This window comes from Rhizobium sp. UGM030330-04, assembly GCF_003208455.1.
Taxonomy (GTDB): domain Bacteria; phylum Pseudomonadota; class Alphaproteobacteria; order Rhizobiales; family Rhizobiaceae; genus Agrobacterium; species Agrobacterium rhizogenes_A.
This window is the reverse complement of sequence record NZ_QKML01000016.1, coordinates 1-20,627: the sequence shown is the minus strand read 5'-3', so window position 1 is coordinate 20,627 and position 20,627 is coordinate 1. Positions and strand designations below refer to the sequence as shown.

Genomic DNA, 20,627 nt, shown 5'->3' with positions numbered 1-20,627 from the left:
AGGAGAGGTTTTCGGACCTCGCCATAGGCTCTGATGCCTAATGGCTTTTTTTATACCGCGCCGTTCTTCACATAATCCGCCCTGTTGATGCCGTGGCGTTGCAGCTTGTCGTAAAAAGTCTTGCGGGCAATGCCGAGCGCCGCAATTGTCTCCGCCACGTCACCATTCGACTGTTCCAGCGTCTCACGGATGATGCGGCCTTCGATCTCGTCCAGACGCTCCGGCAGTGTACCGGAAGCAGGGATTGCCGTCTGTGAAACGGGCCCAGCCGGGGCTTCCGTTTCCAGCCCCAGAACCACCCTTTCGGCGAAATGACCGAGTTCACGCACATTGCCCGGCCAGTCGTGATCCTGAAGCCGGCGCGAAACCCCGGCGCTGATTTGCGGCACGGCCATGTTGAAGCGATTGGCGGCCTTGGTGACGAAGTGGGAAAACAGCAGCGGAATATCCGCCTTGCGTTCCCGCAGCGGCGGTATCGACAGCGTCACCACATTCAGCCGGTAATAAAGATCCTCGCGAAAGGTGCCGCGCTCGGCGGGATCGCCAAGATCGACCTTGGCCGCCGCCACCACGCGGATGTCGACCGGCCGCTCCTCATTCGAACCAAGCGGCGACACCTCGCGCATTTCCAGCACGCGCAGCATCTTCACCTGCACGGCAAGCGGCATGCTTTCAATCTCGTCCAGAAACAGCGTGCCGCCGCTGGAATGTTCGATGCGGCCGACACGCTTCTTCTGGGCGCCGGTAAAAGCGCCGGGCTCATGGCCGAAAAGCTCGCTTTCGATCACCGTTTCCGGCAGTGCACCGCAATTCAGCGCCACGAAATTTCCCCGCGAGCGCTTCTTGCTCCAGCGGTGCAGCGCCGTCGCCACCACTTCCTTGCCGCTGCCTGTCTCACCCGCCACCAGCACATCCACATCCGTATCGGCAATGTGCCTGAGCGTGGTGCGCAGCCGCTCCATGGCCGGCGTCTGGCCAATCAGCGGCAAATCGTCTTCCGCCTGCCCGGCAGCGCGGCGAAGCGCGCGGTTTTCCAGCACGAGGCGGCGCTTTTCCAGCGCCCGGCGGGCACTCTCCACCATGCGTTCGGCCGGAAAGGGCTTGGCAATGAAATCATAGGCGCCGTTATGAAGCGCATCGACCGCCATCGGCACGTCGCCATGGCCGGTGATGAGGATGACAGGCAGATCGGCATCGATCTTGCGAACATGGTCGAAAAATTCGAGGCCGGTCATGCCCGGCATGCGCACATCAGTGATGACGATGCCGTCGAAATCCTCGTTCAGCGCCGCAAGCGCCTGTTCGGCGCGGGAAAAGGAGGTGACCGGCAATCCGTCGAGTTCCAGCGTCTGCACCATCGCCTTGCGCAGCTGCGAGTCGTCATCCACCAGGAATATGGTTCCATCCGCCGTCATGTCATGCTCGCTTCAGATATACGGAAAAAGCCGTGCCCGCCCCGCTGCTCGTCACCTCGATACGTCCGCCATAATCCGAGGCAATATCGTTGGAGATGATGAGGCCTAGACCGAGGCCGCTTTCCTTTGAGGTGTTGAAGGGCGAAAACAGCTGGGCGCGGATGGCCTCGGGAATACCCCCGCCATTGTCGCTGACCGAAAGCACGACCATATCGCTCTCCTCGCGCACGCGCACTTCCACGCGGGCAGCGCCAATCTCTTCGGTGGCTTCCAGCGCGTTTTGCAGAAGGTTGATGAGGATCTGCTCCAGCCGGATGCGGCTGCCGAGCACCTTCAAATCCTGATCCGGAAGCGCGATATCCAGCGCATCCATCTGCCCGGAAAAACGGCTGCGCAACAGCATGACGGCGCCTTCGATGACCAGTTTGAGGCTGACCGGCTCGGCGGCGGTGCGGCCCTTGCGGGCCAATATCTTCAGGTCACCGGTAATCGTGCCGATGCGTTCGGTCAGCGCCGCAATGTTTTCGAGATTTTCAGTCGCCTCGGACAAACGGTCGCGTTTCAGCAGGGTGCGGGCATTGTCGGCAAAGGCGCGGATCGTCGCCACCGGCTGGTTGATTTCATGCGCCACACCCGCCGCCACTTGGCCCAGAATGGAAAGGCGGTTGGCCTGCACCAGCTCATGCTGCACATTGCGCAACTCGCTCGTTGTCTTTTCATGCAAAGCGATTTCCGCCTGCAGATGGTCACGGGTCTTCGTCAGGTCGCGGGTTCGCTCCTGCACCTTCATTTCCAGCTCCGCGCGGGCGCGCTGCTCCTCTTCCTTTTCCTTGAGCGTCTTGTGCCGGCGCCACAGCCACAGGGCCGAAAGACCCATCAGCGGCATCAGCGTCGCCAGCGCCACCACCCGGCCCTCGCGGATGGCGGCGTTCAGCGCCGGCGCTACGGGCTGCAGGTAATGCAGGGTCCATGTGGTCGTCGGCACCGGCGTTTCCAGCCGCAGATAATCGCCGCGCTCCCGCCCCGGCTCATCGACATGGATGAGCGGAACATCATCGTCCGATGAGCGGGCCGGTCGGAAAGGCAGGGTCGCCAGCGTCTCATTGCCGAATTGCAGGCTTTCGGAAATCACCTTTCGCCGCGCCTCGTCAATCGGCGCAACGGTCTTGAAGCGCCATTCCGGCACGCTCGTCATCAGCACGACGCCGTTTCTGTCGACCACATAAACCGGCTTGCCGCCAATGTTCCAGTCCGATTCCAGACGGTTGAACTCCACCTTGGCGATGACAACACCAAGCGGCCGCCCGTCCGGGGCATCGATGCGGCGGGAAATATAAAGACCCGGCCGGCGGCTGACATTGCCGAGCGCGTAATGTTCGGACATGCCGGTCTTCATCGCCGCCTGAAAATATTCGCGGAACGCATAGTTGGAGCCGACGAAGCTGTCATCCTCCCGCCAGTTGCTGGAAGCGATGGTGAGACCGGTTGGCCCGGTCACATAGATGACCGACGACTGCGTGCCTTCGATCAGCCCCTCCAGCTTACGGTTCAGCCGATCGACCGCGACGGCGTCGCCGCCATCCAGCGCGGTGGCAAGATCGGGATCACCTGACAGAACCAGTGGAATGGCGCGCGGCCGCTCCAGCGCGACGTTCAGCAAAGCAATCTTCAGTTCGGCATCGGTTGACGCCTCGAAACCCGCCGTTCGCATCGCCTGATGACGGGCGAATTCATCAGCCACCAGCAGCACACCAAGACTGACGAGCAGCCACAGGCCAGCCAGCGCCAGCCATTGCGCGCGACGTTTCGCCTGAGAATGAGGTGCCTGATCCTGATAGGTCATACGTCAATTGTGCGGATTTACACACAGACCGCAAGAGGCATTGTCCGGAATCCCGCACAAATACCTGTAAGCCGGCAAAGCGTCAATAAAAAGTACTTTTTAAATCAGCCAGTTACGGCAAATGAGCAAGTCTGGCATGCGTATTGCACATGACTCCGCAATCGGCGCGAAGCCGTCAACGTCACGGCGAACCCGGGAGGCCAATAAAGGCAGGGTGAGGCCGAGGAGGAAAAAACATGATCGATACGACAGCCGTGGCCGCAGGCCACGCCAAGCAGCCATTTTACAAGCACCTGTATTTCCAGGTTCTGGTCGCCATCATCGCCGGTATCGCGCTTGGCCATTTCTATCCGGCCTTCGGCGAACAGCTGAAGCCGCTCGGCGACGGCTTCATCCGCCTCGTCAAGATGATCATCGCTCCCGTCATCTTCCTCACCGTCGCAACCGGCATCGCCGGCATGAACGACATGAAGAAGGTCGGGCGCGTGGCCGGCAAGGCCATGATCTACTTCCTGATCTTCTCCACGCTCGCGCTCATCGTCGGCCTCATCGTCGCCAATACCGTACAGCCGGGCGCTGGCATGAACATCGATCCGGCCACACTGGATGCCAAGGCCGTCGCGACCTACGCCGACAAGGCCCATGAGCAGACCATCACCGGCTTCCTGATGAACATCATCCCGACCACCATTGTCGGCGCATTCGCCAGCGGTGACATTCTCCAGGTGCTGTTCTTCTCGGTTCTGTTCGGCATCGCGCTCGGCATCGTCGGCGAAAAGGGCAAGCCCGTCACCGATTTCATGCATGCCCTGATGTATCCGATCTTCAAGCTGGTCGCGATCCTCATGAAGGCCGCGCCCATCGGTGCTTTTGGCGCCATGGCCTTCACCATCGGCAAATACGGCATCTCGTCCGTCACCAACCTCGCCATGCTGATCGGCACCTTCTACATCACGTCCTTCCTGTTCGTGTTCGTGGTTCTCGGCGCCGTCTGCCGCTACAACGGCTTCTCCATCGTCGCACTCATCCGCTACATCAAGGAAGAACTGCTGCTGGTTCTCGGCACCTCGTCTTCCGAAGCCGCTTTGCCGGGCCTGATGAGCAAGATGGAAAAGGCCGGTTGCAAGCGCTCCGTCGTCGGCCTCGTCATTCCCACCGGTTACTCCTTCAACCTTGACGGCACCAACATCTACATGACGCTGGCGGCCCTCTTCATTGCTCAGGCAACCGGTATCCACCTGTCCTTCGGTGAACAGATCCTGCTGCTGCTCGTTGCCATGCTCTCCTCCAAGGGTGCGGCCGGCATCACCGGCGCGGGCTTCATCACGCTCGCTGCAACGCTCTCCGTCGTGCCTTCCGTTCCGGTTGCCGGCATGGCGTTGATCCTCGGTATCGACCGCTTCATGTCGGAATGCCGCGCGCTCACCAACTTCGTCGGCAACGCCGTCGCCACCATCGTCGTCGCCCGCTGGGAAGGCGAACTGGATCAGGACCAGCTTGCCCGCGTGCTCAGCGGCCAGGAAGAAATCTCCGGCATTGCCGATGTGGATGCGGCACTGCCGGCATCGGTTCAGCCCGCCGAATAATACGACCTCCCAAGGTCCGGCCTGTCGCGGCTCCGTCCGGACAGGCTCTTACATGAAGGCTGGCGCATCATGATCGATGCGCCGGCCTTCCAGGTTCAGATATAGTCGTGAAAACAGTTCTTATCGCCGGGCAGATGCTGTAGAGCCAGACGGGAACGAATGGATGAACGGAGTCGGCATCACATGAAGAGCCTGTTTCTCGCCTGGCAATTCTGGGCACTGCTGTCAGCGGCTTTTGCGGCGCTCACCGCCATTTTTGCGAAGATCGGCATCGAAAACGTCAATTCCGATTTCGCCACCTTCATCCGCACCATCGTCATTCTCGCCGCCGCCGGCCTGATGGTTTACATCACCGGCAACTGGCAGCAGCCCTCCACCATTTCGGGGCGGACCTGGTTGTTCCTCGTGCTCTCGGGCCTGGCGACCGGCGCATCGTGGATATGTTATTTCCGGGCGCTGAAAATCGGCGATGCCGCCCGCGTCGCCCCCATCGACAAGCTGAGCGTCGTCTTCGTCGCCGTCTTTGCGGTGCTGTTTCTGGGGGAAAGGCTGTCGTTGCCGAATTGGCTCGGCGTGGTCCTGATCGCCTGCGGCGCAGTGCTCGTGGCCTACAGGGGATAAGCCAGCCGAGCAGGAACGCTCGGCTAGCGCAATCGATAAAATCGTCAGCCGCGTGCGGCCGCGACCTTGTCCAGTCCGCGTTTCACGCCAGCGAATAGCTCATCCAGTTGCTCCGCCGTGATGATCAGCGGCGGGCAAAAGCAGATGGATTCGCCGATCGGCCGGGTGATGACGCCCTCCTCCTCGATGGCGGCGGCAATGGCGAGCGTCGTATCCCCGGCCTTCAGGCCTTCCCATGGCTTCACTTCCAGCGCGCCAAGGAGACCGACGCCACGCGAGGAATGAATGAGCGGGTGATCGGCAAGCGCCTTCAGGTGATCGAGAAATTTGCCCTCCAGCCGGGCGACATTACCGACCAGATCACGCTCCTGAATGATCTTCAGGTTTTCCAGCCCCACCGCCGTCGCGACCGGATGACCGGAAGCGGTGTAACCATGGCCGAAGGAGCCGATACGGTCGGACTCATCGGCAATCGGCTGGTAAAAACTGTCATTCATGATGATCGCCGAAAGCGGCATGTAGGACGACGAAATCTGCTTGGAAACGACAAGCACATCCGGCTTGATGCCATAGGTCTCACAGGCAAACATCTTGCCGGTGCGGCCAAAACCGCAGATAACCTCATCCACGACAAGCAGAATGTCGTATTTCTTCAGGATCGCCTGCACGCCTTCCCAATATCCTTCCGGCGGCAGGAGAACCCCGCCGGCGCCCATCACCGGCTCGCCCCAGAAGGCGGCGACGGTTTCGGGGCCTTCGCGAAGGATCAGGTCTTCCAGCTCCCTCAGGATACGCGCGGTGAAATCCGCTTCGCTTTCCCCATCCTTGCCGAAATGCACATAGGAGGGGCAAGCGGTATGCAGCATACGGTCCAGCGGCAGATCGAAGCTCTCATGGTTGCGCGGCAGGCCGGTGATCGAGGCTGATGCGATCGTCACGCCATGGTAACCCTTGATGCGGCCGATGATTTTTTTCTTGTCCTTCTTGCCCAGCGCATTGGAACGATACCACACCATCTTGGCGGCAAGATCATTCGCCTCGGAACCGGACGAGGTGAAGTGCACCTTCGACATCGGCACCGGCGAAAGCTCGATCAGCAATTCGGCGAGATCAACGGATGGGCCATGCGTCTTGTAGGAGAAGGTGTGGTAATAGGGCAGCTTCTGCATCTGCTTCGTTGCGGCATCCACCAGCCGCTGTTCGCCAAAACCGAGCGCCACCGACCACAGCCCCGCCATCGCCTCGATGTAACGCTTGCCGCTGCTGTCGGTGACATAGATGCCCTCGCCGCTTTCGATCACCAGACCGCCGGTCTTTTCGAATTTGCGCAGGTTGACGTTCGGGTGCATCTGATAGGCGATATCGCGTGCCTCGACGGAATTCGGCAGGATGGTCATCGGTAAAGGCTCCGTTCGTTTGGATGAGCTTGAAGCGTCAGACGTGCTGGCCGCCATTGATGTGAATTTCCGCGCCGTTAATGTAGCTCGACTGTTCCGAGCAGAGGAAATAGATGGTCTGCGCCACCTCGGCGGTGGTGCCGAGCCGGCCGAGCGGCACCTGCGCCTCCACCAGTTCCGCGGTTCCGGGAGAGAGGATGGCGGTGTTGATCTCGCCCGGAGCAATGGCATTGGCGCGCACGCCGCGCGGGCCGAATTCATGCGCCAGTTCCCGCGTCAGCGCCGCGAGCGCTGCCTTCGAGGTGGCATAGGCCACGCCGGCAAAAGGATGCACGCGCGAGCCGACAATCGAGGTGACATTGACGATGGAGCCTTTCGCGGCCTCCAGTTCCGGCAAAAGCGCGCGGGCGAGCAGCGCCGTGGAAACGAGGTTGACATTGAGCACCCGCGTCCAGATATCCGCCGTCGTATCCATGACGCCGAGACGGCTTCCGCCGTCACCCTTGGGCGAAATTCCGGCATTGTTGACGAGCGCGGCAAGCTTGCCTTCCGGCAGGCGCGAACGAACCTCGTCGGCAAGCTCCTCAATGCGTGACAGGTCCTCCAGATCGGCCTGGATATGGCTCTCCCGCGCCGAGGGCCAGCGGCACTCCTCCGAAAAAGGTTGCCGCGATACGGTAAGGATTCTCCAGCCTTTTTCCTGAAACAGCTTGACGGTGGCATGCCCTATTCCCCGGCTCGCACCGGTGAGAAGCATATAAGGAACAGCCATAAGAGAACTCCTGTGCCATGCGGATCGTTGAGCCGGCCGCGCATTCAGCCCGCATGTTAGAGAGTTACAATCGACGGACAAGGGGTTTTTTGTCGCGGCGCGTCGATGCCGAACCCGCCGCGGGCTAATCCCATTTGATGTGCGCCTTTCACCCGAACGGAATATTTGAAGGCGGCCATTTGCCCATAGAATGAAGCCTCCCGATTTTGTGATCCGTATTGGGAGGGGACACATGCGCATCGACATCATCGACACCGACGCCGGCTTCGAAGCGATCCGGCAAAACTGGGAATCGGTATTCATGGCCGACCCGCATGCGCGGCACTTCCTCTCCTGGGGCTGGCTTCGCGATTATATGCCGCGCCGCAGGCGCTGGTTCATCCTGGCGCTCAGGGAGCGTCCGGAAGGCTCGCCCTATGTGGCGTTTTTCCCGCTGCGCATCGTCACCGAACCGGACAAGAAAAACGGCCGGTTTCACGACAGCATTGTCATGGCCGGCAATGCGGCGGCCGATTACACCGGCTTCATCACCCTGCCGGACTATGAAAATCATGCCATTGCCGGTTTCTGCTCTTATATTCGCCAGCAGAACTGGACCGAACTGAAGCTCGATTACCTTTCCGGGCCGCCGGAACGGCGCGACGCGATGATCCGCGCGCTTCAGGGACCACTCGTGATGTTCCGGGACAACATGCCAACCAACCCCTACAACATCAATAATTGCATCTGTCCGGTCGTCACCCTGCCGGACACGTTCGACGGTTATCTCGAAAGCCATATGAGCAGCCAGACGCGACAGAAGCTCAGGCGATTTCTCAGAAAGGTGGAGGGTGGCGACGAATACCGCATCACCTTCGCGACGGAGGAAACCATCAAACGGGACATGGACATCCTGTTCGATTTCTGGCGCATCCGCTGGGCGCCGCACAAGGGCAAGGAGCGCACGGAACTGCTGATCGGCGCAACGCGCCAGATGCTGATGGACTGTCAAAGGCGTGGCGATCTGGAGGTGCCGGTCCTGTGGTACGGCGATCAGCCGCTCGGCGCGCTCGCCAACATCATCGACCGGCGGAAGATGTCGATACTGTTTTACATTACCGGCCGCGACGAGAACTGGAAAACCCCCTCACCCGGGCTGGTGCTGCATGGCCACTGCATCCGCAGGGCCATCGAGCAGGGTTTCAAGACCTATGATTTCCTGCGCGGCAACGAGCCTTACAAATATTTCTTCGGACCGGAGGAGCAGAAGCTCAGCTGCACGCTGTTTCGCACCCGCTCGGGCGACAATCTCGGCGGCACGCTGCATCCGCGCAGCATCCGCTTTGTCTATGAACAGGGCCTCAAATTCTACAAGACCGGCAAGAAGGCCGCAGCCAATATCGCCTTCGGTCAGGTATTGGCCGCCGCGCCGGAACATTCCGGGGCACAATTCGGGCTGGCCAATCTGTCCTTTGACCGTGGCGAGTTCCGGGACGCGGAAATAGCCTATCTGGCGCTTCTCGCCGGCGGTCAGGACCCGCTTCTGCTCTGGCTGCGCATCGGCGAGGCGCGGCTGGCGCAACAGCATTATCACGAGGCATCCGAGGCCTTCCGTCAGGTGACCAACCGCGCGCCCTTCCACCGCGAGGCACTTTATAAATGTGCCGTCGCCCTCATCGCCGCCGAAAGGGCGATGGAAGGCGCCGAGATCCTCGACAGGCTGCAGCATTACCATTCGGACGATGCCGCGCATCTGGAATATGCGGAAAAAGCCCGCGCTGCCCTTGCCCGGCTGGAACTCGCAAAGACCAAGGTGCTGCTGCCGGCGGATGCCATCACACTTGCCGCCAAACCAAAGGCGGCGGGCAAGCGCTGGGACCCGCCAAAGGTTTTGCATTGAAGGCAATGATCTGTAAGTTGCGGCAGGAAAAACCGGCCGGCCGACTTGCAAGGATTTTTGATGTTTCTGACCAACAAGGACATGCTCGATCTCGTCGAGCTTCGCCATGATCTGCACCGTCATCCGGAGATTTCCGGCGAAGAGAAGGAAACGGCCCGGCGCATCCGCACCTTTCTTGACGGGGCAAGACCCGACCGGCTGCTCGCCGATCTTGGCGGCCATGGCGTTGCCGCTATCTATGACAGCGGGAAAAGCGGCCCGTCGATCCTGATCCGCTCGGAACTCGATGCGCTGCCGATCCATGAAAAAAGCGGGGCCGAACACCGCTCCGGCACCGACGGCAAGGGCCATCTTTGCGGTCATGATGGCCATTCCACCATTCTGACGGCGCTTGCGCTCGGCCTTTCCCGGCAGCGACCCGGCAGCGGTCGCATCATCCTTTTATACCAGCCCGCAGAGGAAACCGGCGCAGGCGCCGCCGCCGTCCTCGCCGATCCGCGCTTTGCGGAGATAAAACCCGATTACTCCTTTTCGCTTCACAACCTGCCCGGTCTTCCGTTCGGCCATGTCAGCGTGGTGGAGGGGCCGGTCAATTGCGCATCGCGCGGCATCAAGATCCGCCTCGCCGGCAAGACGGCGCATGCTTCCTCCCCCGAACACGGCGTCTCCCCCATGCGGGCGATATCCCGGCTGATGCCGGCCCTGACGGATCTTGGTTCCGGCTTCCCGCCCGAGCCTGATTTCTCGATGGTGACAATCACCCATGCCGTCATGGGCGAGGCCGCCTTCGGTATTTCCCCGGCTGACGCAGAAATCTGGGCGACACTCAGGACGCTGACGGACGACCGGATGGAAAGGCTCTGCGCGGCCGCGGAAACGCTCGCGAAGAAGGTGGCGGACGAACAGCAGCTGTCGCTCGACATCGCCTATGACGATATCTTCCTGCATTGCGAAAACACGCCGGAGGCGGTGGCGCATATCCGGCGGGCGCTGGATGAGGAGAAAATCTCCCACGGTTCGGGAGGGTTGCCGATGCGCGCCTCGGAGGATTTCGGCCGTTTCCGCGCCGTTTCGTCATCCGCCATGTTCTTTCTCGGCGCAGGCGAAGACTATCCCAACCTGCACAATCCCGATTATGACTTCCCCGATGATCTAATCGAAATCGGCGCGCGCATCTTCATGCGTATCATCCGCAACCTGACGGACGCGGGATAGCAGCGGCCAGGCTCTGGCCGCCGCCCGTCAGCCGCCGCCCTGCGGGCCGTTGCTCGGCCGGGCGGCACGCACCGCCGCCAGTCCCTTGATGCCATCCTGATGGCCGGTGGAAGCAAGGCTTTCGAAAATCTGGGCGGCATCGGCGTAACGGCGCATGGCAAGATAGGAATAACCGCGCAGCACCATCAGGTCCGTTCGCTCGTCGGCGAGCCGCGAACGCTGATCGAGGAGGAGAAGCGTTTCCGCATAACGCTTCGACTGGAAGGCGGAAACCGCCCTGTCCGCCAGAATGGAGACCTGCAACTCCGTGGCGCGCGGACGGTCCATGCGCGATTTCGTCGCCGAGACGGCGGCATGGTCCGTCAGCCCCATGCGCAGATAGGCAAGGCTCTGACCATAGGCCGCATCGCTTTTGACGGTCGACTGGCCGCCGGCAATGGCGGATTCGAAGGCCTTCAGCGCTTCTGCCGGCCGGTTCGTCTCCATCAGGCACCAGCCAAGATCAAGCGCCTGTTGCGGCGGCAGGCGCTGCGGATCGGGATAGGCGGCGCAGGAACGTGGGCGTGATGCGGTCCTGTTGGTCTTCTGGGTCTGCGCCGGCAGGCGCGCCTGCTTGCGCGATGGTTCCGCGGCAGGCTGCTGGATAACCGGCTGGCCATAGCTGACCGGCGCTCCAGCCTGCGGCGCGGAAGACGTTGACGCCATCGGCTGCGGCGTTGCGGCAACAGGCGGCGCGGTTACGGGCACAGGCGGCTGGCCGGACTGGTCGACCATGCGGGCCGTCCCCACATCCGCGATACGCTGCGAACGGCTTGCCCATTGCTGCTGAATGCCGCGCAGGCCTGCAAGATTGCGCAGGTCATGATAGCTGACCGCCATGCCATAGGCCGACGGTTCGTCATCCGCTTTCCAGCCAAGCGCGGTGCCGAACCATTGCAGGGCAAGCTGCGTCTGCCGGAAGGCGAGCGAATACCAGCCGAATTGCTGTGCAGTCGCCGCATCCTTGCGCGCCACCGTCTCGGCGGCAATGCGCTGCAGCACATCCGGCGGCAGCACGATGGGCGGCTCCAGCGCCAGGAGATTGGCTGTCGCGGCAAGATAGGTCGCCAGCGCATCATCGGATGCCGTACGCCATTTATACATGACGTCCTCGGCCTCGCGAGGCTCGTTGCGGTCGATCAGAGCCAGCGCCAGCCCTTGCGAGGCCGAAGCGCTGTCCTCCTCTTCCCGCGCCTTGCGGAACCATTTTTCCGCCTCCGTCATGTTCTTCTGGCGGATATTGTACCAGCCGAGCAGCAGCGCATCACTCGCAAGCCTGTCGGTCTCGGCAAGCCTTTCAAGCCGCATCAGATAGGCCGAGGGAACGGAAACGCCCTCTTTTTCTCCCGCCTTCGCCACGAACTGGCGGGCGAGATCGTTCTTTACCGGCTCGAACTCCAGCTGGCCGTCGGCTCCGGGCTTTTCCTTGGCAAGCAGTTCGCCGATCATTTCCGCCGGCAGAAGTGCAGATGCCTTCTGCACGGTGGCGAGCCTGTCGCTTGCAACCGTGCAATTGTTGAGAATGTAGAGATAGGCGTCCCGCGCCCGTCCCATCCGGTCGGTATTGGCGAAGGCATCGGCAACCCGCCACAGGACATCGACCTCGCTGCAGGTCAGCAATCCCGGATTGTTGGCAGCCGTATCCACCACCGTCGCATATTGCTTGAGATCTGACGCATTGACGAGCCGCTGGCGCGCCTCGGCAAGAGAAAGCATGCCCGTCAGATTGTCCGGCGGCTGCCAGCCGGGTTCGGCCTGCTGCCGGTCGGCAATCGCCTTTCTTACCTCGGCATAGCGGCCATTGGTATAAAGCTGCCACATGGCATCCAGCCGGGGATCGCCATTTTCCGGAATGGCGAGAGGATCGGCGGGCGGCGTCCAGTTGGGGTAGAGCGTGCGCAGCCGGGCTATTTCGGCCTGCAGGCGCTGGGTATCGCCCCTCGCCGCAAAATAGCGCAGCGCGCTGAGATCGACATCGGGCATATTGGCCGACGCCGGCTGGCCGGCGCGGGACGCAGGTGCCTGCGCCGTCAGCATTTGCGGTGTTTGCCCGCCGGTCGTCGTCACCGGCTGCGGGTCGGTCGCGGGCACCGTCACCGGTGGCGTCGCAGGCTGCGTCACCTGCGCCACCTCGCGGTTCTTGAGAAATGCATTGATCTGCGCCGGATTGGCTGCCGCCGGAGAAACCCGCTGCGCCGCACGGTTCTCCCCCACCGCCGATGTATGCACGTCCGACACCCGTCCAAGAATGCTGTCACGCCAGTGGAAGGCGGCAAGCCCGATCAGAAGCAGGATGAGAGCCGAGGTCGACAGAGGTTTGTTCATCGGCATTCCCCGTTATTCCTTGCCAGAAACGACAATGCCAGAAGATGCAATGTGGAAGGATAATAAAGTGTTGGCTGGAAGTTTTTAAGCTCGGAGGGAATGGTCGAGCCGCCGGCAACGCAGTCCGCCAGTGCCGGAATGACCCGATAGCCGGGGTCGGACAGCACATCCTTGACCGCCCCGCTTTTCAGGTCGAAAGTGCCGGCAGCACCATCGTCCAGCGTCATACCGCTTTTCAGCCGCGCAAGCAGTTCGGGCGATCCCGTTTTCGCCCGTGCGAGATAGAGCGGTATGCGCACCGCATTGTAACCGAATTCCGGCGGGAAACCCGCCGCCGGCTGCGGCTTCGTTTTCACAGACACCCAGTCCGCCGGCAGTTTCCTGTCACTGAAGGCGAAGGCGCCGACCTGTGCCGCGCCATCATCGGCAATCGCTTTCCAGAGCGGCGACGGGGCGACCAGGTTGAGGACCGGAAAGGCTTCGAAAATCAGATAGGACGGATTGACCACCGGACCATCCTTACGGTCATCCTCACCAAAACCGCTGGCGGCCGGCAAAAGCAGCGTTCGCCCGCCGCGCTGCACCACGGTCTTCTTCAGGATGGCGGATGCGATGGCTGCGGACGCCTCGGCGTAATCCTGCCGGTTCCATTGGCCGGCGGCGAGCGCCAGCGCATAGGCAATCAGGATATCGCCATCGGTCGCATTGTTGATATCAGTGACATGCGGCCGGGTGCGCGGATCCCATTTCCACGCGGAAAGCCCGTCATCACGAACCAGCAGCTCGGTGCGCGTAAAACTCCAGATCAGTTCGAAATCGGCGATGTTGTCGGAAAGCACGGCGAGCCACATGCCGTAACCCTGCCCTTCGCTGTGGCTTATATTGCCGTTGCCGGTATCGATGATGCGCCCACCGGGATCGAGGAAGGCGTCCTTATAGGCAGACCACGCTTGCGGCGATACGGATGCGGCGCGGCCGGCGGAAATGCCCACAATCAGCACCATCGCGGACAGGCAGACAATGCCGGCAAGTTTCGAAATCCAGCCCGTCATCGGTGTCGCCCCATCAGGCGCAGCATCACGAAGGTAGCGAAGCCCAGAAGCGACACGAACCCTATGAATGCCAGCGAATAGGAAAGCACGTTGGATGATAACCAGTTGGCGGCGATCAGTCTCCAGTTGGAGAGTGAAAACGCCCCCGTTATATAAAAATACGGCCGTTCCACCTCAACTGTTTCGACCTTTTCCGCAGCCGCGTCGTAAGCGGCAACCCGTCCGGTGACGTCGCCCCAGCGGTTCTCGCGCGTCATCGCCGACATGCCGTCGAGCAGTTCCGCCGAGGTCGGCGCAGTGGCAAGCGTCCAGACGCCGTCGCCGGAGGGGCTGAGCCCCTGCGCCAGCATGAAGGAGACGTTGGCGGGCGGGGCATAGGGCTGCTCGGCCGCCGGCAGGAAACGAAGCGTATCCGAACTCAGGTCGAAATTGCGCTTCATCCATTCCTCGAAGGACGAGACCTGCCCTTCCCAGACACCGCCATCAACCCGCTGCCGCCAGTCATTGAACAGGGTTTCGCTGTTTTGGACCGGCGGCTGCACGCCGGTTCCCACTTTCCACGCGACCTGGCTGGAGGGAGCGAGATTGAACTGGCTGATCAACGCCTGCGGGAATTGCGAGACCGTCCCGACGAACAGCGCATCGCGATCACCGATCACCAGCGGTGAGGCAACGGTCTCGACATTGATCGGATGTCCCGCAACACTCGCAAGCCGGCTGATGAGCGTTGCCGCCGCCGACATGGTGTCGGTATCGAACCGGTCGAGAGAGAGCGCGACCGGGCTTCCGGCGGCCCTGTAGGGCTGGCCGGCGCCGGCCATCGCCGCGAGATCCGGCTTGCGGCCAATCCGGGCATAATCCGGAATATGGATTTCGGTGGTGTCGAACAGTGCAAAGCGCGGCGTCGTGCTGGCCGGCGCACCGGGCGCGCAGGCCTGATCCTGCGCCGTCATCAACACCGCTTCGATCGTCACCTTGTTCGGCCCCGGTTTCAGGTGACGCATCGTGACGTTGATGGGCAGATGCCGGAAAATACCGCCGCCATTGTTGGAGATCGGTACCGTCGAGGCAATCTGGTCGTTGACGTAGATATCGATATGGCTGCCCGGCAAAACCTGCGAGGAATAGGCCGCGTCGAGCAGCAGCGATGCCTCGCCATAGGCCGAGGCATAAAAATCGGCGGGCAGGCCGATATAAAATTCGTTGCGGAAGCGGCGCCCGCTGAACTCGGTGCTTTCGAGGCCAAGTTCGGAAAGCGCAATACGGCGATCCGACATGATGAGCGGAACGTCAGGCGCATGCCAGCTGCGGGTCGAGAACGTCGTCCTCTGGGCGCCCGGCGTCCGCGAGATCGACGAAAACAGCGTCTCTATCGCCGCCTGCACCGCCTGCGGTGTGGGGCCGCTGACAAAAAGAGGTGAGAGGCCACCCGGCGCGGCTGTGCCAAAACCGGCAAAGGCGCCCGCCGATGCCTCAGGCGGCAACACGCCAGCCAGGCCCGTGATCTCCCGGGCGGTGCCCACCAGAACCGTCAGCGTTCCCGCCTTGCGCTCAGTGGAAGGGGCCGTCACGAAGCGGATCGTCTGGTTCGGCATCTGGGTTCTAAGCGCCAGCGCCTGCGACAGCCGCAACAGCGAATCCGCAAATGCCGGATTGCCGAGAGCCGGCGCGACGATCTCGATCGACGTCGTGGCCTTGCCGTCCGGCCCGGTCGCCTGGATATCGTCTATATTGGCAAAGGTGCCGGCGACATCGGCATTGAAGCCAATATAGGTATTGGCCGGGTTGACGTCGGTCCACAAATCATAGGTGGACTGGATCGTGCAATCCGTCCGGTGCCGCTGCTGCACGCCGAGCGTGACGAGATTGGTCCCGACCTGCAAGACACCGGGCGGGATCTTCAGGGAGACGTTGCCTTCGCCGTCGGGCGCTTCGATCCGCGCCGCGTCCAGCGGAACATTGTTCAGGCTGACCTGAAAATTCGAGCTTTCGGGTGCAACCACAATGGCGTTCTGATAGCCGATATTGAGCGAGACGGCAGCCCCCACCTGCTCGGGGGTCAGATAGATGCCCCATTGCCGCCGATCCATCTCGCCGGAAAGGCTGAGCTTCTCATAAGGCAATATATAACGGCGGCGGCTGTCAGCAGCGGATGAGGACGACCGAGGCGGCGCAGGTCTTGCCCCTTCCTGAAGCGGAGGAACGGCAACAGCCGGTGCAGGCGATGCGACCGGAGGCTGCGGTACGGGTGCTGGCTGAACGGCAAATGGCGGCGGCGCAGACGGCTGGACCGGCGTCGATGCCGGAGGCTGCTGGCGAGGCACGTCGGGAGGAATGACGGGCGGCGACACTGGCGCAGGGGCGGTCTGGGCAGGCCTTTCCGGCGACATGTCGAAAGGCGAGGACTGCGCCATCGCACCGGTTGCGGCGACACCCCACATCAATGCTGTCAGGGAACCCCTGATCATACTGCTGCCGGTCATTTCACAGCTCCGGCAGGTTTGGTGCTTCGGGAGGCCGGCCGCAGCGCACGGGCCAGATAAAAGAGGCCGCGCTGCGTCTGGAACAGCGATATGGCCAGAAAGATCGCCGTGCCGCGGATGAGACCCGGGTTCTTGCGGCGCACGCGCTGGAATTCGCTCCATTGTTCGGAATTGGCGAAGATCAGGTCGGCGATCAGCCGGTGATCGACGGCGCGTTGCGGCGAGAAGGTGCAGCCGATCGAAATGAAACCTTCGCCACGCACCGTCCGGACCACGTTGATGGGCATGGTTTCCGGCACGCCTTCGCTATGCGGCTTGACCTTCACGATGGCCGTCATGTTCTTTTCGACGGTTGCGGCGCTGTCGAAAAGATTGATCAGCAGGCCATGCACGGAGACATTGTCGATGGAGGCGGGCACCCACGTGTCGCTGCCCTCAAGCTTCACCTCGCAGCGCCGCTTGACGGTGATGCGCCGCGATGCCGACTTGTCACCACGCTCGGAAACGACACCGAGCGCGCAGCCCGCGAAGATGAGATTGAGCAGGTTCCAGCCGCCAACAACGAGTGTCACATCGGCCTTGTAGGGCTCGCTGTAGATGCGCCATGCGGCAAACGCCATCGCCACCACCAGAAGCGCGAAGATGACGAAGAAGGGCCGGCTGATTTCCGAAAGCCGCGCCTCGGCAATGGATTCATCCTTCGCCGTCACCTTGAAGGTCGGCTTGCCCGGATTGAAAATCACGGACACGACCGCAGGCAGGAGATGAACCGTCTGCACATATTCGTAAAGTTCCGAGATCCATGGCCAGCGGAAGCTGCCATAGAGATAATTCTGCATCATCAGGTTCACGAGCATATAGGCGGCCGTATAAGCGAGGAACTCGCCGCCCGAGGCCACGAAAATCTGAAGATCGAAGAACAGGTAGAACAGCGGCGCGAACAGGAAGATCGTGCGTGGGAAAGGAAAGAGCCAGAACAGCGTCGATGACATGTAGCATAGGCGCTGCGTGAAGGAGAGGCCGCGCTTGAACAGGGGCTGGCGGAAGATCAGGATCTGCATCATGCCCTGCGCCCAGCGGCTGCGCTGGCCGATGAAGCTTGCGAAGGTGGCCGGCTGCAACCCGGCGATCAACGGCTTGTCGACATAGATGCTGTTCCAGCCGCGCGAATGCAGCGCCAGCGCCGTCTCGCAATCTTCGGTGATGCTAACGCCGCTGAAGCCATCCGTATCCTGCAGCGCCTCGCGCCGCAGCACGGCGGCGGAGCCGCAGAAGAAGGCACCGTTCCACTTGTCGAGGCCGCGCTGGATGATGCCATAGAACATCTCGTTTTCGCTCGGCATCGTCTCGAAGGTGCGCAGATTGCGCTCGATGGGATCGGGATTGACGAAGAAATGCGGCGTCTGCACCAGGAAGAGCCGGGGATCCTCCTCGAAATAACCGACCGTTTCCAGAAGGAAATCGCGGGCGGGCGCATGGTCGGCGTCGAAGACCGTCACCAGCTCGCCGGTCGAGTGGGCGAGACCGTTATTGAGATTTCCGGCCTTGGCGTGGACATTGCGCTCGCGCGTCAGATAACGCACGCCGAGGTCTTCGCAGAGCTTCTTCAACTCCTCATGGCGGCGCTGCGCGGCCTGTGCCTCCAGAATGTTGCTGGCATTGCGTTTCTGCACCGAGCCGCCATCATCCAAAAGCCAGACCGTGAACCTGTCGGCCGGGTAATCCATGTTCTTGGCCGCCGCCAGAGTATTGGCCAGCAGCTCCGCATCTTCGTTATAGCTCGGCACGAAGACATCGACAGTCGGCCGGTAATCCGGCGAGCCGGGTCTCGTCTTGCGCGACGGCAGCGGCATCGACACGATGACGAGGCTGAGGCCCAGCATCACGACGCTGTACATTTCCGCGAGATAAAGCAGGAAGCCCGGAATGAAATTCTCGAGCTGGTTGACGGGCGGCAGCGTGCTGGTGGTGCGCCAGTAGACATAACGCAGAACGATGGCCGTGCCGAAACCCAGCGCCACCAGACGCCAGGCCCCCTGCCCGTTGAAGCCTTTGATGGTCGCGAGAAGAACGAGCGAAATGGCGGTCGCCACCAGATGCGTCTGCAGGCTGACCGGCATCGTGATGATGGCCAGAACGCAAAGCGACACAAGCAACCAGACAATGACTGTGATGGCCTTGTTCATCCAGAAACTTTCCGTTCTCTTCCCCATCCGGAATCTCGGCCCGGAATTGCCGCACTACTTCCCCGGATCATCTGCATCCCGGCGCCGTTCCCGCTCCGGTGAGACAGGCTGGCGAGGGAATGGACACCTGCGGAACCTGCGACGACTGCAAGCCGCTCTCCGCCGGATCACCCTCGCCGCGCCGGCCCGCAACCGCTGGCCGCGCAGGCCGGGCCGGCGCGCCGGCCGATGCGGGCGACGGAATACTGACAGAAGCAACGGGCGGAAGCGGCTGTGGTTCCGGCTGCACGGGCGCGACGGCGGCGACGCGACGGACAGGCCGTGCCGGCACGCTGGCGGTCACCTCGCCACCGGGCCGCATCGGCACGTCATCCGCCCTGACGGGATAGACCGGGTGGCCCGGCCGTCCGAGATTTTTATCCACCGGCTGCGGCGTGCCGTAGGGGTTCCAGCTTTGCGAAGCATAGGTGCCGGTGATCGTGTAATTATACATCACCGCCAGAAGCCGCTCGACGCTCGCACCGGACTGGCAGAGGCGCAGTCGCACCTTGATGCGCCCGAGATTGCGGAAGTCCTGCCGCATGCTTTCCGGTGAGCGTATGTCCTGCCAGCCATAAAGGCATGTGTCATCGCCCCGGCCGTTGCCGGCGGCATAGGAGAAGGCGCCATAACCGTTCTGCAGGTAATTCGCCGACATGGCGATGTTTTCGCCCGGAAACTCCGCGCGGATTTCGCGCGCGACGGATGCGGACCTGAAACCGGTGAAAGTCAGGGCGTCACGATCCGTATCGCCGGCCTGCTGCGGGCCGAAAAATTCGGCCTTGATATAGTTCTGTCCGGGCGTGGCGGCCTCGGATCGCAATATGACCTGCTGCGCAACGGCGTTCGAATAGGTGCGGCTGACCACGGTGACGATCTCCGGGCCGCCCGGCGGCGGGAAAATCAGCGCCTCGGATGGGGACAACATCTGCGCACCCCCGAACGAACGAACGCCCGCGGGAGTATTGCAGCCCGAAAGAACCACAATGGAGAACAGCAATGAAGTATAGGCAGAAACTTTCACTGCCTTGCGCCCCTTTGTTTCCCCAACGCCGCCCAGGTTAAAAGGAGACCGAATCACTAATGACCAGACCATTGTTACGAAATACGTGAGGACTACGAATAAGCAATCTCAAATTTTCGTTGTAATTTCTGACACTTTATGAATTTCGAATCGTTTTTGATCCTGCCTTGCGGGATGAATTGCGGAACCAATCGCGCCACCAGGGGTTCGCTCCCGGTGAGGTCGATAATTTTTACGGTTGCAGCGCAATATGTCCCATGATCTACTTGCTTTCATATTTGCGTATTTTTATTGACCTATTTTTTCATTCACCTGTAAAAACAGAGAGTTGAGCTATGACAGTGCAATTTCCGAGTGCCTCCCAGGCGCTTTGCGAAGAGGTCGGGACATTACGGAAATGGCTGGATGAGGATGCGCTGCCCTTGTGGTGGGAGGTCGGCTCCGCCCGCCCGGATGGCGGCTTTTACGAACGCCTCGGTCAGGATGCGAAACCGGTTTTTTCCGATGACCGCCGTGCCCGTGTGCAGCCGCGTCAGGCCTATTGTTTTGCCGCCGCCGGCCAGCATGGCTGGCAGGGCCCGTGGAAAGACGCGCTCCTGCATGGTCTGAGTTGGTTCGAAAAGGTCTACCGTCTCGATAGCGGCCTTTACGGCAACCTCGCCGACCAGACCGGACGGCTGATCGATCCCACCTTCGATCTTTACAATCAGGCCTTTGCGCTTTTCGCCGCCGCCCAGACCGCCGCAAGCCT

Annotated in this window: 14 protein-coding genes; 5 read left to right on the top strand and 9 right to left on the bottom strand. The window is 61.6% G+C overall.

Going from position 1 to position 20,627, the window contains the following annotated elements:
• Window positions 1-50: 50 nt before the first annotated feature.
• On the bottom strand, window positions 51-1,415 hold the full coding sequence (locus tag N434_RS21755; RefSeq protein WP_110760266.1) for a sigma-54-dependent transcriptional regulator: 1,365 nt from the start codon (window positions 1,413-1,415) through the stop codon (window positions 51-53).
• 1 nt (window position 1,416) lies between these two features.
• The gene (locus N434_RS21750; protein WP_110760265.1) at window positions 1,417-3,258 is read right to left on the bottom strand and encodes a sensor histidine kinase; all 1,842 of its coding nucleotides are present in this window, start codon (window positions 3,256-3,258) and stop codon (window positions 1,417-1,419) included.
• Between the two features lie 236 nt (window positions 3,259-3,494).
• On the opposite strand from N434_RS21750, the gene N434_RS21745 reads away from it, so the two are divergent.
• Both N434_RS21745 and N434_RS21740 read left to right on the top strand, forming a co-directional pair.
• A complete protein-coding gene (locus N434_RS21745; protein ID WP_110760264.1) occupies window positions 3,495-4,844 on the top strand; it encodes a dicarboxylate/amino acid:cation symporter in 1,350 nt (449 codons plus the stop codon).
• Between the two features lie 183 nt (window positions 4,845-5,027).
• Entirely contained in the window at window positions 5,028-5,465 is a 438-nt protein-coding gene (locus N434_RS21740) for an EamA family transporter (protein ID WP_110760263.1), read from the top strand.
• 44 nt (window positions 5,466-5,509) lie between these two features.
• Here N434_RS21740 and N434_RS21735 read toward each other — a convergent pair whose 3' ends face one another.
• Together N434_RS21735 and N434_RS21730 are read right to left on the bottom strand one after the other, a co-directional pair.
• On the bottom strand, window positions 5,510-6,862 hold the full coding sequence (locus tag N434_RS21735; RefSeq protein WP_110760262.1) for an aspartate aminotransferase family protein: 1,353 nt from the start codon (window positions 6,860-6,862) through the stop codon (window positions 5,510-5,512).
• A gap of 37 nt (window positions 6,863-6,899) precedes the next feature.
• Window positions 6,900-7,634 (bottom strand): SDR family NAD(P)-dependent oxidoreductase, encoded by a 735-nt coding sequence (locus N434_RS21730; RefSeq protein WP_065117615.1) that lies wholly within the window; start codon window positions 7,632-7,634, stop codon window positions 6,900-6,902.
• Between the two features lie 232 nt (window positions 7,635-7,866).
• Here N434_RS21730 and N434_RS21725 point away from each other — a divergent pair, with 232 nt between their 5' ends.
• Both N434_RS21725 and N434_RS21720 read left to right on the top strand, forming a co-directional pair.
• Window positions 7,867-9,513 (top strand): GNAT family N-acetyltransferase, encoded by a 1,647-nt coding sequence (locus tag N434_RS21725; protein ID WP_110760261.1) that lies wholly within the window; start codon window positions 7,867-7,869, stop codon window positions 9,511-9,513.
• 60 nt (window positions 9,514-9,573) lie between these two features.
• A complete protein-coding gene (locus N434_RS21720) occupies window positions 9,574-10,728 on the top strand; it encodes an amidohydrolase (RefSeq protein WP_110760260.1) in 1,155 nt (384 codons plus the stop codon).
• Window positions 10,729-10,755: 27 nt separating this feature from the next.
• Here the strand turns inward: N434_RS21720 and N434_RS21715 are convergent, their stop codons facing one another.
• The 5 genes from N434_RS21715 to bcsN all read right to left on the bottom strand — a co-directional run bounded on the left by N434_RS21715 (window position 10,756) and on the right by bcsN (window position 19,780).
• Window positions 10,756-13,098 (bottom strand): cellulose synthase, encoded by a 2,343-nt coding sequence (locus N434_RS21715; RefSeq protein ID WP_181424042.1) that lies wholly within the window; start codon window positions 13,096-13,098, stop codon window positions 10,756-10,758.
• Window positions 13,089-14,144: a family 8 glycosyl hydrolase gene (locus N434_RS21710; protein WP_110760259.1), complete on the bottom strand. Its 1,056-nt coding sequence runs from the start codon at window positions 14,142-14,144 to the stop codon at window positions 13,089-13,091. Before N434_RS21710 ends, N434_RS21715 begins: the two co-directional genes overlap by 10 nt.
• A complete protein-coding gene (locus tag N434_RS21705; protein WP_110760258.1) occupies window positions 14,141-16,627 on the bottom strand; it encodes a cellulose biosynthesis cyclic di-GMP-binding regulatory protein BcsB in 2,487 nt (828 codons plus the stop codon). Before N434_RS21705 ends, N434_RS21710 begins: the two co-directional genes overlap by 4 nt.
• On the bottom strand, window positions 16,624-18,813 hold the full coding sequence (bcsA, locus tag N434_RS21700) for a UDP-forming cellulose synthase catalytic subunit (RefSeq protein ID WP_110760341.1): 2,190 nt from the start codon (window positions 18,811-18,813) through the stop codon (window positions 16,624-16,626). Before bcsA ends, N434_RS21705 begins: the two co-directional genes overlap by 4 nt.
• A 67-nt stretch (window positions 18,814-18,880) precedes the next feature.
• Window positions 18,881-19,780 carry a cellulose biosynthesis protein BcsN gene (bcsN, locus tag N434_RS21695; RefSeq protein WP_110760340.1) on the bottom strand — a complete coding sequence of 300 codons (900 nt, stop codon included), beginning with the start codon at window positions 19,778-19,780 and terminating at the stop codon, window positions 18,881-18,883.
• Between the two features lie 431 nt (window positions 19,781-20,211).
• Here bcsN and N434_RS21690 point away from each other — a divergent pair.
• Window positions 20,212-20,627: AGE family epimerase/isomerase (locus tag N434_RS21690; protein WP_181424040.1), on the top strand; the 416-nt coding region annotated here is incomplete at its 3' end.